Origin of the sequence: Vibrio sp., assembly GCF_050299255.1 — a bacterium.
In the GTDB taxonomy this organism is placed as follows: Bacteria; Pseudomonadota; Gammaproteobacteria; order Enterobacterales; family Vibrionaceae; genus Vibrio.
The window spans coordinates 1-15,984 of record NZ_JBNKVP010000075.1; the positions used below are offsets into that span (position 1 = coordinate 1).

The following is a 15,984-nucleotide window of genomic DNA, read 5'->3' on the forward strand; positions in this document are numbered from 1 at the left end:
GATATGGATGTTTAGAACGAATTGGTTGATTTAATTACTAATCTTGGCGCAATGAATCTGGTTGCATTTTGTTGATGCTGCGGTATAAAAGGTAGCGCCATGCCGTTATCAGAGCGGCAGTGGAAAGTTATAAAACCAGTCGAATACGATGTAACGCAGAGCTGAGGATAGAGAATGTTTAGTCATGTAATGGTGGGTTCAAATGATATTGAACAGTCGAAGCGTTTTTACGATGCTATCATGCAGGTATTGGGTTACCCAACCGGGGTAATCGATGGCAAAGGTCGCTGTCTTTATCTGAATCCGGAAGGTGTGTTAGGTATTACCAAGCCTATTAATGGTGAGCAGGCCACGCATGGCAACGGTATGACTATTGGGTTTAAAGTGAAAAGCCCGGAGCTGGTGGATGCCTGGCACGCGGCAGGCCTGAAACATGGTGGCACGGCTTGTGAAGAGCCTCCTGGTGTGCGGGCCAGTGCGGAGCGCAAGCTGTATCTTGCTTACTTACGCGATCCGTCTGGCAACAAAATCTGTGCTACTCACTTTATGTAATCGCAACTTTTAAAAACCACATTAAGCTCATTGTGTATTGTCACTGCTCTTAAACAAATCGCGATATTGAGCGATGTGGTTTAACTCATCACCAATGGTTTCACCAAACAGTAGCGGCTGGCCAAAAGGCAACACAGTGCTACTGTTTGTTTTTTGACTGATAGCTTTGCTCGGTATGATGCTGTAAGTGTTCAACAAATTTAGAAATCTTTTTCGCAACGTGCTTGCGGGATGCGTAAAACGCATACAACACCAAATCGTCCGGTTGATACTCAAGCTGGACAATTTCCAGCGCCCCGGCCTGCAACTCCTCCCTGCAGGCGTCTAATGGCAGAATGGCAAACCCAAGCCCGGCCAACGCGCCCGTTTTGGCCATCGCGCCGCTATTGACCTTGAACGAAGACTGCACCTTTTGCATCACCGGCTCACCCTGCGGGTTGTTAAATACCCAAGGCGTGCCATTCAAAGCCGTCAGGCTGCTGATACACGGAACGCAGCTTAAATCGGTAATCTGGTAGGGGCGGGCATAGCGTTGCAGCAGTTGCGGCGAGGCCACCACGACACTGGGCCAGCGGATGATCTCTCTGGCCACCCAGCTACTATCGGGGAGTTTGCCGCGATGAAAACTTAAGATGAGATCGAACCCTTCGAGCAGGTCGTCTTTTGGGCTCAGACTGGTATCGCAACACAAGGATATGGCCGGATGCTCAATACAGAACGACACCACTGCTTCGGCCAGCGCCGGGGAATCCGGCATAAGCACTTTCAGTTGCCCCATCACAGTATGAGAGTGTCGGGTCACTTGTTCCAGCGCATCATTAAGTTTTCCCAGCAGCGGCTGAGTGGATGAATACAGCTGCTCCCCCGCATCGGTCGGAGCCATGCGCCGAGTGGTTCGTTCAAATAGCCTGGTATTGAGTTTTTCTTCCAGCAATGCGATATGACGACTCACGTTGGATGTCGGCAGGTTGAGCAGCTCCGCCGCGCGCTTAAAGCTATTGTTCTCAAAGACGCAGTGAAAGCTCTTGAGCCACTGCTGTTCAATATTTTCCAGTATCACTAATTATCCCAAAATGTTGGATTTTAAAACCCATGTACACCACTTTATTGCTTACGGTAAATTTCTACAATAGCTCTATCGATTTACGGCTTTTAAATGCATCGGCTGTTTGATTCCGGGCCCGCGACTCTGATGATTGTCCCTTTATTTACAATAATCGGATAAGTGGCGCCGGTAACATGCCATTCAGCATGTTTTAAGTGAGACAAAGCCGCCACCAAGAAAAGGTTTGCCATGAGTTGGCTAGAAAAGCTATTAGAGAAAAAACAGCTAATCAGTACCCGAAAAACGTCCATTCCGGAAGGCGTATGGACCAAATGCCCGTCTTGCGATCAGATCCTTTACCGCACCGCGCTGGAAGAAAACTTGTCGGTCTGTCCGAAATGCAGCCACCACATGCGGCTGGCGGCACGGCGCAGGCTGGATACGTTTCTGGATCAGGACAACCGGGTTGAAATCGCCGGTGAGTTCGAACCCAGGGACACGCTGGGATTCCGCGACCTGAAACGGTACAAAGAGCGACTCGCGACTGCCCAGAAAACCACCGGTGAAAAAGATGCGCTGGTGGCGATGAAAGGAGAACTGTTAGGGTTGCCGATCGTCGCCTGTGCATTCGAATTCTCGTTTATGGCCGGCTCGATGGGTTCTGTTGTCGGGGCGCGTTTTGTCCGGGCGGTGGAAACAGCAATTGAGCAAAACTGTGGCTTAGTCTGCTTTTCCGCCAGCGGCGGAGCACGGATGCAAGAATCACTGATGTCACTGATGCAGATGTCTAAAACCAGCGCGGCGCTGAATCGGCTCGCCAATAAGGGCCTGCCTTATATCTCGGTGTTCACCAACCCGACATTAGGCGGTGTTTCCGCCAGTTTGGGCATGCTGGGGGATATCAATATCGGTGAACCTGAGGCCATCATAGGTTTCGCCGGTCGGCGCGTGATTGAGCAAACGGTGCGCGAACAGTTGCCGGATGATTTCCAGCTCAGTGAGTTCCTGCTGGAACATGGTGCTATCGACATGATAGTGGACCGGCGCGATATGCGAAAACGAGTGGGTGGCCTGATATCCAAACTGACCAATACTCCCCTCTAAGCCGGGGTTTGAAACCTCGCTTCGGGCCAGCATGGCAGCAATTTGCACTGTAAATCGGTCATTGTTAATCAAGAGCTGAGTGAACAATTCTCTGCTTTTTTATTTGCGTTGGAGCCGGCCAGCCGTTGAGGGGCTTGGTTGTGCCTACCCAGCTAATTAAAGTCATTAGAAATAGTTAAACAAAAATCATGTAGCTGTAATTTTCCTTGGGTACTTTGCCCTTGATTGTACTCATTCAAGGAAAGATCATGACTTATCAACCATATACCAGAACATTTGCCGGTTTGGCGCTATCTAGCTTAACCGTCGTCAGCATGAGCGTCAGTGCCGCTGTGCTATCACTCGATAAATCAAGCTACAAAACCGGTCAAACTGTCCAGGTTAGCTGGAGCGAAGGTGCGAACAACGGGTCAGACTGGATCGGGATCTATCCTGCAGATGGCAACCCAGGAGGTTCCGGGCCGGCGATAAGCTGGGGTTACGCTGTGGGTACGGAAGGAAGCCTTAACTTAACCGCACCGAATGATGGCGGGGACTACTATGTCGGCTACATGCTGAATAACGGTTATACCGAAGATGCCACCCGGGCGCCATTTTCGGTCGTGCAGTTACCCAGAGTCACTTTAACCGTCAATGGCCTGCCTTCCGATCCTAAGCAGAAAGTCATTACCGTCGATCAGTTAGCCGAGTTCGATACCCAGGCTGTTTTGGACAACATCACCCTGGAATATTCAGTTGATAAGATGGCAGGACTGGGCTGGGAAGCGGATCTGCAACTGACCGTTGACGAAGATGGTTACCACTTCTCACTGCCGGAGTCCTACTACGAACGCTACGATATCAAGATCGTAACGTCGGACTACCTGTTTGTGAAAAAATCCCCCAAAGCACAGAATGAGCTACGGGTGATGACGTTTAATATCCAGGGACCGGACGTTAAAGGCACTGCCTATGCCGGCCTGCACCACGGTCGCGCCGTGCAGAACCTGCGTGAAATTGTTTCCGTGGATGCCGATATCGTCGGCCTGCAAGAGTTCTATCCGAATCACTGGGACGTGGACAAAGACTGGTTCCGCCAACAACTGACCAGAGCCACCGGGGATGAGTGGTATAGCTGTAACCATACCACTTTCAGTCGCTATCCGGTGATCAACAAGTATTATCAGGGCTGTGATATTGAGCTTCCCGGCGGCCGGCAAATCTATATGGGCAACATTCACGTCGGCCTGATGGATGACTGGAGTAACTACTACTTGCCTTACGCGGCTAACAAAGCGGAAGAGATGGGGTGGGATGAGGGCGAGCTGATCCGTCGTGCCAGAATGAACCCTGACTATCAGGAATTCGAGCGAGATATTGGCCTGCCGTATAATCAACGTTACTCGGTGCTCAAACAGGAACTCAACCAGGTTCCAAACAATACCCCTATGTTTGTCACCGGTGATTTCAACGAGCCGAGCCATTACGACTACACTGAAGCGGCCGCCGCAGCGGAAGCCGATCTGCCGTGGAAGAGTCGTCGAATCCCGATGGCGATTGCTGCGCCTATGTCAACGGAACTCACCAGCGAATATGGCCTGACCGATACCTTCCATGAAGCCCGTAACAACTGGCCACTCGAAGAAGGCCAGGTCGCCGAAGTGATGTATCCGGGTATTACCTGGGGGCCAACCAACCTGGTGACTCAATCTCCCACCGACGCGCACCGAATCGATTATGTCTACTTTGGCGCCAACGGCGTAGATTGGATCAAGGTGAAAGACGCGAAAGTTGTCGGAGAAGCGCCGCAGTATGGTCGCTACAAGACACCGAATGACCGGGTTGATATCCAAACCACCCATGAGCGCTGGTCAGCGGACCACCGAGCGGTGGTGGGCATTTATGAGCTCACACCAGCGGCCAATGTGGTTAAGCCAGAGACCAAGAGCAGTGGCGGCGCCTTTGGTACTATTTCACTGCTGGTTATGTTCGGCCTGGCCTTGTTCCGTCGCCGTCTAAACTGAGCTTCGGCCGCTCTGGTCGCTGGAAAAAACAACCTAACTGGTTGTATCAATCGGCCTGATTTCGGGATTGCACCGCAGTCAGGCCGTGTGATTCGGTGCTGGTTTTCGCGGCTTTTTGATGAGCTCCTGTGCCGCTCCACCACGTCTGATCTCTTCGATTCGGATCGCGTTTAAAACCGGCGCAGTGCTACAATGGATCCACAGCTAAACTGTCGGCAGCCATTACCACTACTATGGTTGACGGAAACATGCCTGCAACAAAAGCAGGGTAGGTTCGGTGCACTCAATTTTTCCTATCGGAGTTCGCAATGCTTTCACTACCTCCATTTATCGCACTATCTCTGGCCATCGTGCTGGAAGTCTTCGCGACGGCCTGGCTGCCAAAAACCAACCAGTTCACCGCCTTGCTGCCCACCGTGGCGGTATTAGTCGGCTATGGCCTGGCATTTTACCTGTTGTCGGTCGCGGTAGAATTTATGTCACTTGGAGTCGCCTATGCGATCTGGTGTGGCGCAGGCATTATTCTTGTCGCCGGGATATCCTGGTTGCTGTATGGACAAAAACTGGATATTTACGCTGTAGTCGGCATCGGATTTATCTTGATTGGGACGGTGATCATAAATCTATTTTCAACTTCCGTGAGTCATTAATCTGTCACGCTAGTGTCGAAAAAACGCAACCTCATTGAAGTAATTTTGCCTTATTTCAATGAGGTGAAATCATGCTCCCACCTTTACGTGCCCTGGTTTCTTTTGAGGCCGTCGCAAGGTTAGGCTCCATCGGTGCTGCGGCTCGCGAACTGTGTGTAACTCAGGCAGCGGTCAGTCAACAACTGAAAACCCTGGAAGCTTTTCTCGGCACCACCCTGTTTGAACGCAGCCAGAGAGGCGTCAAGCTCACCTCTGCCGCGCAGCACTATCAGCCGATTGTCTCAGGCTCACTTGCCCACCTTAAGTTGCAAACCCAGATCCTGTTTGGCGAGAAAGAGACCGATGTGCTGAGCCTTCGGGTTAATCACACTCTTTGCCATAACTGGCTGCTGCCCAGGCTGCCGCTGTTCTACCAGACCTATCCTTTTATTCGCCTCGATATCCAGTTGGTGGACTGGCCATCGACTACGCCTTGTCAGAACGTCGATATCGAGCTGACCAATGGCAAAGTCGACAGCGAAGAGACCCACTGTGAGCGGCTGTTTCAGGAACACTGGCAACTAGTGTGCAGCCCCGAATTTAAGCAGCAGTACCACGAGTCACTTGCCGCCAAAGACTTTTCCGAGTTGCCTGCGGTGCAGGTGAAAGGCTACCAGGAAAACTGGATGCAATGGCTCAGCCACAACCAGTTTGATGTCTCCCTGCCCAGGGTGCAGCTGGAAATCAGCAATTCTCTGCATGCGCTGGAAGCGGCCAAGCGCGGCGTTGGGGTGCTATTGGTGCGCTCGCTGGCTGTGGCTGAGCAAATCAAAAACCGCGAATTGGTACTGGCGATTGATGCGCCGATGCCCGCGGAATCGGCCCATTACCTGATCACCAAAAACAGCCGCAGCGCCAAGGTGAATTTTTTCTGCGACTGGCTGCATCACCAAATTGAGGACGGTGAGTAAGGGTAAGTTTTTCTTATGGGTAGCCATAAAAAATATCAGGCACTGTCCAACAGACTTGTCACATTACCCGGTTACATTCATCCCATACGAACAATCACGAGACCACTATGATTGCTTTTTCACAACCGATAACCAACCGCCTAAAAGTGCTGCTGTTTACCGCGCCGTTGCTGGTGCCGCTGGTGACTTTCTGGCTGGTCCCGTTTGGTTATTCCATCTATATCAGCTTTACCGATTGGGATTACATCTCCCCCGACTACAGTTTTGTCGGGGTCGAAAACTACCAGTATATGCTGGAAGATTTTGAGTTTACCCAGGCGCTGCTGAATACCTTTTGGTTCTCGCTGGGGGTAGTGACCCCGACCGTCCTGCTCGGGCTGATGTTTGCCCTGTTGCTGCATAAAAACTTTACCGGCAGTCAGTTCTACCGGGCGGTGATTTTCTCCCCCTGGATTACACCTACCGTGGCAGTGTCTATCGTCTGGTCCTGGGTGTTTGAGTCGAAAACGGGCCTGGCCAACCAGCTGTTGAACAGCGCCGGTTTTGACGGTATTGCCTGGCTGGAGCAGGGGGACACCGCAATGGTGGCGGTGATTATTGTCACCATCTGGCAGGCGATTGGCTGGACCATGCTTTTTTATATCAGCGCGTTAAACAAGATCCCCACATCGCTGTATGAAGCGTCACTCATCGATGGCTGCAGCAGCCTGACACGCTTTTTCAAGATCACGTTGCCGCTGGTGTCACCCACCACATTTTTCCTGGTGGTGGTCAATATGATCACCGCGGTGCAGGCGTTTGATCAGTTCCAAATCCTCACCCAGGGCGGGCCGGGAGGCGAGACTCGCACCTTGTTGTACCTGTTTTATCAACAGGCGTTCGAACGCTATGAGATGGGGCCGGCAGCGGCAACGTCACTGGTGATCTTCCTCATCACCGGGTTGCTGGCTATCGCCAATACCTATATCGGCAAGCGCTGGGTTTACTATTAAGGACACGAGTATGACAACTCAAGTAATGGATTCACACGTACTGGCCCGGCAGTCGGTGGGTAAACAGAGCGTGGTGCCAGCGAAAGTGGTTGTCACAACCGCCACTCAGCGCCGCAGCAAAACGGCGAGTACTGCCGCTCTGGCTGGCTGGATAAAGCACCTGTTTCTGGTGGTGTGCGGCACCATCATGGTGTTCCCATTTTTGTGGATGCTGTCGGGTTCACTGAAAAGCAATGACGAGATTTTTGCCAGCCCGCTGAATCTGATCCCGCAGCAGTTTCGCTGGGAGACCTTTGTCGATACGTTTCAGAGTGCGCCGTTCGGCTTGTACATTTTCAACAGTTTTTCGGTCGCGCTGTTTACCACCTTGTTGGTGATCGTAAACTCCGCCATGTTTGCTTACGCGCTGACACAGCTGAAGTTTCGCTCCAAGACGTTGCTCTATTTCGTGGTGATGGGCTGCTACATGTTGCCGGGCGCGGTGACTTATATCCCGTCTTACATCACCCTGGCCAAACTGGGTTTGCTGGACTCGCACATGGGCCTGGTGGTCTCCAACGCCGCATCTATCTTCGGCGTGTTCTACCTGCGCCAGGTGTTTATCAAGATCCACCCTTCGCTGATTGAAGCGGCGCGGATTGATGGTGCGGGCGAGCTGAAAATTCTGTGGGCAATTTTGCTACCGCAGTGCAGGGCGGCGGTGGCCACGCTGTTTTTGATTACCTTTATCACCAATTACAACAGTTACATGTGGCCGAGCCTGGTGATCACCAGCCAGGATCTGAATCTGATCGCCACAGGTATTCGTCACTACTTTATCGCTGAAGGCAACTACGGGTTGAACTGGTCGCAGATTATGGCCGCCAGCACAATCGCAGTACTGCCTTTGTTAATTCTATTCGTCATCTGTCAAAAGACGATTCTTTCAGGTATCGCCGATAACGGCGTAAAAGAGTAAACGGAAATGAAACTAAAAACTCTCGCACTAGTGTGTGCTGGCGCAGCAAGCGCTTCTATGTTCTCTGGCAGTGTACTGGCAAAAACAGAGGTTAACTTCTGGTTTTCCGGCGGGACTAAGCCTCAGCAAATGATGGCCAAGCTGATTGATGAGTTCAATGCCAGCCAGGATGAGTACGTGGTTAAGCCGGCGCTACAAGGCAACTACACCGAAACCTATCAGAAGCTGCAGGCCGGTCTGGCGTCGAAAACCGCGCCGGAGCTAGTGCTGCTCGATTCCGGCCGCGCGGAAGCCATGCATGGCCGCGGGCTAAGCCGTGACCTGAAACCCTACATGGATGCTGAGTTTAACTTCGCAGACTTTGTCGGTGCGTTCCGCTCACAGGTCACCGCAGATGATGGCTCGATTATCGGTATGCCGGCCTACGGCACCACTCAGGTGTTCTACTACAACAAACAAGTATTGGCGGAGAACGGCTTCAGCGCCCAAGACCTGAGCACCTGGCAAGGGGTTGCCAAAGTGGCGGCGAAAGTGACCCAGCGCGATGACAAAGGCAACATCAGCTTTTACGGCTGGGAGCCGATGTGGGGTAAAGACAACATGATCGATGCGGCGTTTTCCAACGGCGCCAAGGTGATTAGCGATGACGGCAAAACCGTGCTGATTGATTCACCGGAGTGGGTTGAAGTATGGGACGGCTTTCGCAAGTGGATCCACGATGACCAGATCATGCGTGTCCATCACGGCGGTCAGGGTTGGGAGTATTGGTACAAAACCATTGATGACGTGATGAAAGGCAACGCACTGGGCTATACCGGCTCGTCTGGTGACCAGGGCGACTTGGATTTCAGTAAACTGGCGGCCACTACTCAGCCGGGCTGGGGGGCAAACCCGTCTGCCCCGCAAGCTGGCGCTCTGGTGTACGTGATGCCAAAGGGCACCGATGAGGCGGCCGCCAAAGGCGCGTTTGAGTTTATCGAGTTCTACACCAGCGCCAAGAACACCGCGGCATGGTCTATGTTCACCGGCTACATTCCGGTGCGGATGAGTGTCGAAAGCGTACCGGAATACCAGGCGTTTACTAAACAGAACCCGCAGGCGCTGATCCCGCTGAAACAGGCGAGCTTCGCCACCGCGAACTTCCTCGATCCAACCAACGGCAAGATCCAGGACGCGCTGAAAGTGGCAGCGGATCAGATTCAGATCCAGAACGTCCCGGCGGAAAAAGCGCTCAAGCAGGCGGCGAAAAAAGCCCAGCGTGCACTGGACAGAGCCAACCGTTCTTAATCGCAAATCAGTCCACTCCTCGGGGTGGGCTTTCTTCCCTTACGCCTTATCGATGAGTAGCCAACAAGGCCAATCAGGTGAACCCAATGATTCAATTTCACGGCGAACTGCCGTTTGGCAGAACGCGTCTTACATTTGAGGTGCCGCAGGGCACAACTTCGGTGACAGTCACCGGCACCACAGTAACCAAAGGTTTTCTCTACGCGGCGGTCTATGACGCAGAGCAGTCGTTTCGCGGCAAGCTGCTGTTTGAAAAAGGCTACAAATCGCTGGCGGTGCAGGGTGACAACTCTGGCTTTGGCGCAATTGACGGTGACCTGATGGCGGGAGAGTGGTCGCTGGAGCTGTTTAACCTGGAAGGCGAGTTTCGCCGCGAGCGGGCGATGCAGTATCAGGTTAGCGTGACGTTTGATGACGCAGTGACCGCGCCTGAATTGGCGCTCACCGAAGTGGTCGACGGCGCCCATCGGGTTAGCTTTGACTACAGCGCGGTGTTAAACCCGCAATCTCGCTGGTATCGCGGTGATTTGCACGCCCATACCCAGCTTTCTGATGGTCATAATAGCCTGGAAGCGGCGAAACAGATTGTCGAATCACAGCAGCTCGATTTCTTTTTTTTCACCGAGCACAACATCTGTCAGCCAAAACTGCCGGAATCAGATCAATGCCTGTTCCTACCCGGGGTGGAAGTGACCACCGATCTCGGCCATTTCAACGTCCACGGCCCGGCCCGAGCGCTGGATCTGAGACAGGTAGAACACACCAGCCAGGCGGTAATTGAAGCGGGGCTGTCGCTGGCGGAGAGCGGTCAGAGCTCCATTGGCCTCAATCACCCGATGATGAAACCGTGGCACTGGCATTATGACGAGATTGAACTCAGCAGAGTGTCGACCTTTGAGGTGTGCTGCGACCCGACCTGGAGCACCTCTGCCAGAGCGGCCGATGAAGCAATTCAGGTACTGAACGAGATGTGGAACTGCGGCCACCGCATTACTGCTATCGGCGGCAGTGATTCTCACCTTGAGCCTCATGAACGCAATCCAAACGCCGACCAGCCTTCCATCTATGGCGACCCGTCCACCTTCGTTTTCAGTCACGGTTTAAGCGGTGAAGGTATCCTTGCCGGGCTGCGTGCTGGTCAGGTTTATGTGGAACGGCGCTGCGGCCTTCAGTTTGACATCAACCATAACCAACTTCTGCCTGGGCAAGATAGTCAGGGCGGCGCGCTCAGTTATTCCATTTCGGTCGCAGACAGTGCGCATCTCTACGTGGCGGAAGTGGTGGTCGACGGCCATATTCAGGCTCGTTATCCGCTGTCGTCTGCCACGCAAATCCTCTTGGTTGCTTCAGGTTATGCCTGGTGCCGGATTGATATTCGTCGCCAGCACAATAACGAATTTGAAGGCTGCATTAACGCCGTATTTAACGGCAACCATCCAACATTTCACGCGCCGCTGGTGGCCACCTGGGGCGAACTTATGGAGCGATTAAATAGTGATGAAGTTTAAAGCACTATTGTTTGATAAAGACGGTACCTTACTCGAGTTTCACAACATGTGGCTTAATGTGTCGCGCAGTGCGGCCATGCAGGTAAAAAACTACAGCGATGCCCAGGCAGGTAATCAAACTGTCACGGTTACTGAGCTACTCTCGGCGATTGGCGTCGAGGGCGACCTGGTGCTAAACCATGGCCTGCTGGCCTCTAACCCGGTCGAAGACACCGCTGTGGCGTGGTTTGAGATGCTGCAACCCGATGTATCTCTGGAGGCGTTTAGCCAGGTGACCAAAACGGCGTTCAACGGACAAGTTGAACAGAACCCGGACTGGATCGAAGCGCTACCCGGCGTGAGTGAAAAGCTGATGCTGCTTAAACAACAGGGGATGCTACTGGGCATTGCGACCGCAGACAGCAAAGACTCCACCTTATACACCCTGGCGCAGTCCGGTCTAAGCGAGCTGTTCGATTTTATCGGCTACTCCGATGGCGATATTGACCCTAAGCCCGCCCCGGCTTTGCTGCAGGCGTTTTGCCAGCAGTGCGGTGTGGCGCCCCACGAGGTGATCATGTTTGGCGACACCGTGTCGGATATGGAATTTGGCCACAATGCCGGCGCCAGAAAGGTGGGGGTATTAACCGGAACGGCGCTGAGAAGCGAGCTGGAGCCGGTTGCGGATCTGGTGATCCCGTCGGTGGCGCACTTCGATCTGCACGCATTTAACCAATTGATTTAGGAACTGACTATGGCTGAAGTCACCTTACAAAAAGTTGAGAAGATCTATCCCAACGGCTTCAAGGCAGTGCACGGGGTTGATCTTAACATTCGTGAAGGCGAGTTTATGGTGTTTGTCGGCCCGTCCGGCTGCGCCAAGTCCACCACACTTCGAATGATCGCCGGGCTGGAAGAGATCTCCGGCGGTGACGTCTACATTGGCGATAAGCGCGTCAATGATCTGCCGCCCAAAGATCGTGGCATCTCGATGGTGTTTCAGAACTACGCGCTCTACCCGCACATGTCGGTGTATGAAAACATGGCGTTTGGCCTGAAACAGCAAAAGCTGCCCAAGCTTGAGATAGACAAGCGCATCGCCGAAGCGGCCAAAACGCTGGAAATCGAACACCTGCTAGACAACAAGCCGGGTGAAATGTCCGGCGGCCAGCGTCAGCGGGTGGCGCTCGGGCGCGCCATGGTGCGGAAACCGGATGTGTTTCTGTTTGATGAGCCGCTTTCCAACCTGGATGCCAAGCTGCGGGTTTCTACCCGCGTCAGCATTGCCCAGCTGCACAATGACCTGAAAGCGGAAGGGCAGAACGCCACCATGATCTACGTGACCCACGATCAGGTCGAGGCCATGACGCTGGGGGATCGGATCTGTGTACTCAACCACGGTGAGATCATGCAGGTTGATACGCCGATGAACCTGTACCAGTACCCGGCCAATAAATTTGTCGCCGGTTTTATCGGCTCTCCGGCGATGAACATTCTCAAAGCGCGTATTGATGAGATCGACGGGGTGATGAACGCCATCACGGAAAGTGGCCACCGCTGGGAGCTGCCGGAAGATAAACAGCCGTTAGCCCGTAAACATCAGGGCAAATGGGTCTGGTTTGGTCTTCGTCCTGAGCATATTCAAATTGCCCGGAATGAAGAGGAAGCGGCTAAAGTAAACACCCAGCACCACAGGCTGAACGTGGTGGAGTCGATGGGTAATGAGCTGTATCTCTACTTTCAGGTTGGCAAAGACAAGCTGATGGCGCGCGTGCCGTTTGACCCGGAAAACACGCTGCGCAGCGGCGAATCAACCCGGCTGCACTTTAGTACTTCACACTGCCATCTGTTCGATATGGAAACCGAGCAAACCCTGGCCGAAAACGTCCGCCCCTTCCACTAAGCTATTCTGGATTTTAATTGCATTCTGGTTTTTAAATGAAAGTCGCCATACCCGAACTCACTCAGGTATGGCGATGTTTGGTATCGTTTGGCCAGCCGAACTAACGCAGCGCGCCTGGCAGCCGTTGGGCGAGAAAGTCCATCATCACCCGGATTTTTTGATTTTGCTGAACGTCGCGATGGCAGACCAGAAACACCGGCAATTTTGGCAGCTCAATATCAACTTCGACTCTTTCCAGCTGGAGCTTGTCGGCCAGTTCATTATGGGTAATCACTATACCGCCGCCATTGCGCGCCAGTTCTACCTGGATTGGCATAAAATCACAGCGAAAGCGGAAATCTTCATTGCGAATATTCCAACCCATCGCCCGGCTGCCTTGTTCAATTTTTTTGTCACGATCGTAACCCAGTACACGTAGCTCAAACAGCGCTTCTGGGGTTTCCGGTAAAGTGACGCTGTCTAAATAGGCCCTGCTGGCGTAAAAGCCAAGCGGGATATCAAACAGGTGCCTGGCGACCAGATCGTTCTGTGTTGGCTGGAACATCCGAATGGCAATATCGGCATCGCGCCGGTCTATGTTGGAAGGGGAGTTATTGACCTCCACCTCAACGCTAAGATCCGGGTAGCTGGCAAAAAAGTCGGGCAGAATATTGGGCAGGTAGTATTGCGCCAGTATCTGGTTTACGGATAGCCGTATTTTGCCGGTTAACGCATTAGCGCCACTGCTGACCAGCCGCTGCAGCCGGTTGGCCGATTGGCGCATCAACTGCGCTTCCCCCAATAGCGAGGCGCCAAATTCTGTCAGGCTGACCCCCTGCGTACTGCGGTTAAACAGCGACTGACCTAGCTCTTTTTCCAGCGCCACCAGTTGCCGGCTTAGGGTCGACTGAGATACGGAGAGCTTTTCTGCGGCTCTGTTCAGGCTGCCACATTCTGCGGTGGTGGCGAAGTAGTACCAACTTTGCCAGTTCACATTCTCGGAATTGTTATTCATATCTGCATATCCTGGCCGCATTTATGGCGGTTCTGTATTGCATATTTGGATAGTAAAGTTATATGACAAAGCATTCATAGAGGCAAGCAAGATGAAAACCGCATTGGTACTGGGAATCACAGGTAACTTTGGCAGTGAGATGGCGAAGGCCCTAGCCAGCCAGGATTGGCAGATAAAAACCATTGTACGAAACCGGCAGAAGCTGAACGAATCTCAGCTGGGTTTTGACATCTTAGAAGGGGACTTTCAAGACGCGGCTACGCTGCAAGCGGCAACTGAAGGTGTCGAGCTCATCGTGTATGCCGTTAATCCGCCTTACCCGCAATGGCATTCCCAAGCGCTGGCAATGCTGGAACCCGTTGCCCAGTTGGCGCAGCAAAAGCGGTTACAGATTCTGTTTCCCGGCAATGTGTATAACTTCAGCCTCAGTGACACACCAATAGCGGAATCCGCACCGGCACAGCCCGTTGCGGCCAAAGGAAAAATCCGGGCCGCCATGGAAACCAGGCTTCAACAAGCCAGCCAATCCGGAGCTAAGGTGACGATAATTAGGGCGGGGGATTTTCTCGGCCAACATGGCCAGTGGCTAAACATGATGCTGAAAAAGAAACCCAACCACTACCTGATGCGTTTCCCCCACGGTGCAGAGCACCAACATTTCTGGAGCTATCTACCGGACCTGTGCGCCAACGCCGCCAAGCTGATTGAGCGTCAAACCGAGCTATTTGAAATCTGGCATGACCCAGGCCTGGTACTCACCCAGGAAGACTGGCGACAGGCCTTTGAGCAAAACGGTTACGCTCTGAAAATCACCCGTTTCCCGTGGTGGCAGTTTTCGCTGCTTTCATACTTTGTTCCCTTGATTCGGGAGGTGCTAGAGATGAAATACTTGTGGGACAAAACGCTAATTTTGGATGGCAGTAAGCTGAAAACCGAGCTAGGTGAGCAATGCCAGCAGACGAAGCTGGATAGCATAGTTAAACAGTTAATGGTCTAGGAATAACAATGGAATAAACGAAAGTAGGTGCTTACTGATTTCAAGTCTTTATACCGAATGATATACAGTGCTTATCAGTCCTCCAGGTTGGAAAATGCAGCCCCCGGCTTCTATTCTAAGCTAAAAGGTCTTGATGGGATCTGTGCCGTACCCGCTGCCATTTCATCCGGCAAATGGAGTTCCCCGGCAAAGGGAGGAGCTCGCCGAACACGGAGTATTGTGCCATGTATCATTCGTTACCCTTGCCGATCCTGTTGCTGTCGATTGCGTCGGCGCAGGCGGCTGTACCAGAAAGCTTGACTTACCCCCACCCCCTTCCTGGCATCATCCATACGACCCCACCTCCCGCCTATGCACCGGATCGAATCCTGGTCAAATTCCGCCCCGGCGCCGCGGCGTCCGAGGTGGGTGAACTGATGCGCGAGAGCCACGCCAAGTCCCTCAAGCTGATTTCGGGCATTGAGGTGCACGTATTACAGGTACCCGCCGGGACGGTGAAAGCGCAGTTAACCCGCTTTAACCAGAATCCCAATGTGTTGTACGCCGAAGCCGATCTCAACCGCATCACCACTGTCTTCCCTACCGAAGGAGACAGTGACAATATCTACGCCAGCGATTACTTTTCCGAGCAGTGGGCGCTCAACAATACCGGACAGACACATTCGGTGGTTGTGAATTCTCCGCTATTTGGCCCGTCTCTGGAGGCCACATCCGGACTACCTGGTGCAGATATCAATGCGCCCGAAGCCTGGGAACTTACTCAGGGCGATCCGGCGGTCAAGATTGCCATCATCGACTCCGGTATCGATTGCCGTGTAGAAGACGACACTGTCAGTAGTATCGAGTTCGGCAACGGCAAATGTGTTGAGCAACAGAAATTCGTGACTGACTATCAAAGCGATACCCTCGAAGACGTGATCAGTCATGGCACCCAAGCGGCGATGTGTTGTACTCGAATTCTCCTTTTGTATACACGAGTCATCACGATCTGGCCGTACAGCCTGATGGCCCACGCGCTGCGTTTGTAGGTTCTGGATCCGAAGTGTATTTGGCCCCCATGGC

15 protein-coding genes are annotated in these 15,984 nt (G+C 52.9%); 13 read left to right on the forward strand and 2 right to left on the reverse strand.

Features of this window, described 5'->3' with window-relative positions; all coding sequences use genetic code 11:
• Positions 1–174: 174 nt before the first annotated feature.
• Positions 175–552, forward strand: a complete 378-nt coding sequence (locus ACQY6F_RS15535; RefSeq protein ID WP_428775671.1) for a VOC family protein — start codon at positions 175–177, stop codon at positions 550–552.
• 139 nt (positions 553–691) lie between these two features.
• Here ACQY6F_RS15535 and ACQY6F_RS15540 read toward each other — a convergent pair whose 3' ends face one another.
• Complete coding sequence (locus ACQY6F_RS15540) at positions 692–1,609, reverse strand: LysR family transcriptional regulator (protein ID WP_428775691.1); 918 nt, start codon at positions 1,607–1,609, stop codon at positions 692–694.
• Positions 1,610–1,846: 237 nt separating this feature from the next.
• On the opposite strand from ACQY6F_RS15540, the gene accD reads away from it, so the two are divergent.
• The 10 genes from accD to ACQY6F_RS15590 all read left to right on the forward strand — a co-directional run bounded on the left by accD (position 1,847) and on the right by ACQY6F_RS15590 (position 12,931).
• Entirely contained in the window at positions 1,847–2,701 is an 855-nt protein-coding gene (gene accD / locus ACQY6F_RS15545) for an acetyl-CoA carboxylase, carboxyltransferase subunit beta (RefSeq protein WP_428775673.1), read from the forward strand.
• 248 nt (positions 2,702–2,949) lie between these two features.
• A complete protein-coding gene (locus tag ACQY6F_RS15550) occupies positions 2,950–4,704 on the forward strand; it encodes an endonuclease/exonuclease/phosphatase family protein (RefSeq protein ID WP_428775674.1) in 1,755 nt (584 codons plus the stop codon).
• Between the two features lie 308 nt (positions 4,705–5,012).
• The gene (locus tag ACQY6F_RS15555) at positions 5,013–5,354 is read left to right on the forward strand and encodes a DMT family transporter (protein WP_428775675.1); all 342 of its coding nucleotides are present in this window, start codon (positions 5,013–5,015) and stop codon (positions 5,352–5,354) included.
• Between the two features lie 71 nt (positions 5,355–5,425).
• Complete coding sequence (locus ACQY6F_RS15560) at positions 5,426–6,304, forward strand: LysR substrate-binding domain-containing protein (protein WP_428775676.1); 879 nt, start codon at positions 5,426–5,428, stop codon at positions 6,302–6,304.
• 107 nt (positions 6,305–6,411) lie between these two features.
• Positions 6,412–7,296, forward strand: coding sequence for a carbohydrate ABC transporter permease (locus ACQY6F_RS15565; protein WP_428775678.1), 885 nt, complete (start codon positions 6,412–6,414; stop codon positions 7,294–7,296).
• Between the two features lie 10 nt (positions 7,297–7,306).
• Entirely contained in the window at positions 7,307–8,254 is a 948-nt protein-coding gene (locus ACQY6F_RS15570) for a carbohydrate ABC transporter permease (RefSeq protein WP_428775680.1), read from the forward strand.
• A 6-nt stretch (positions 8,255–8,260) separates the two neighbouring features.
• Complete coding sequence (locus ACQY6F_RS15575) at positions 8,261–9,541, forward strand: extracellular solute-binding protein (RefSeq protein ID WP_428775682.1); 1,281 nt, start codon at positions 8,261–8,263, stop codon at positions 9,539–9,541.
• Between the two features lie 86 nt (positions 9,542–9,627).
• On the forward strand, positions 9,628–11,049 hold the full coding sequence (locus ACQY6F_RS15580; RefSeq protein ID WP_428775683.1) for a CehA/McbA family metallohydrolase: 1,422 nt from the start codon (positions 9,628–9,630) through the stop codon (positions 11,047–11,049).
• Positions 11,039–11,773, forward strand: coding sequence for an HAD family hydrolase (locus ACQY6F_RS15585; protein WP_428775693.1), 735 nt, complete (start codon positions 11,039–11,041; stop codon positions 11,771–11,773). The genes ACQY6F_RS15580 and ACQY6F_RS15585 overlap by 11 nt, the downstream gene beginning before the upstream one ends.
• A gap of 9 nt (positions 11,774–11,782) precedes the next feature.
• Positions 11,783–12,931, forward strand: a complete 1,149-nt coding sequence (locus tag ACQY6F_RS15590; protein WP_428775684.1) for an ABC transporter ATP-binding protein — start codon at positions 11,783–11,785, stop codon at positions 12,929–12,931.
• Between the two features lie 100 nt (positions 12,932–13,031).
• On the opposite strand, the gene ACQY6F_RS15595 is transcribed toward ACQY6F_RS15590, so the two are convergent.
• On the reverse strand, positions 13,032–13,925 hold the full coding sequence (locus ACQY6F_RS15595) for a LysR family transcriptional regulator (RefSeq protein ID WP_428775686.1): 894 nt from the start codon (positions 13,923–13,925) through the stop codon (positions 13,032–13,034).
• A gap of 91 nt (positions 13,926–14,016) precedes the next feature.
• Between ACQY6F_RS15595 and ACQY6F_RS15600 the strand changes: the two genes are divergently transcribed.
• Positions 14,017–14,922, forward strand: a complete 906-nt coding sequence (locus tag ACQY6F_RS15600) for an NAD(P)H-binding protein (protein WP_428775688.1) — start codon at positions 14,017–14,019, stop codon at positions 14,920–14,922.
• A 224-nt stretch (positions 14,923–15,146) separates the two neighbouring features.
• Positions 15,147–15,950, forward strand: a complete 804-nt coding sequence (locus tag ACQY6F_RS15605) for a S8 family serine peptidase (RefSeq protein WP_428775690.1) — start codon at positions 15,147–15,149, stop codon at positions 15,948–15,950.
• The last annotated feature ends 34 nt before the right edge of the window (positions 15,951–15,984 follow it).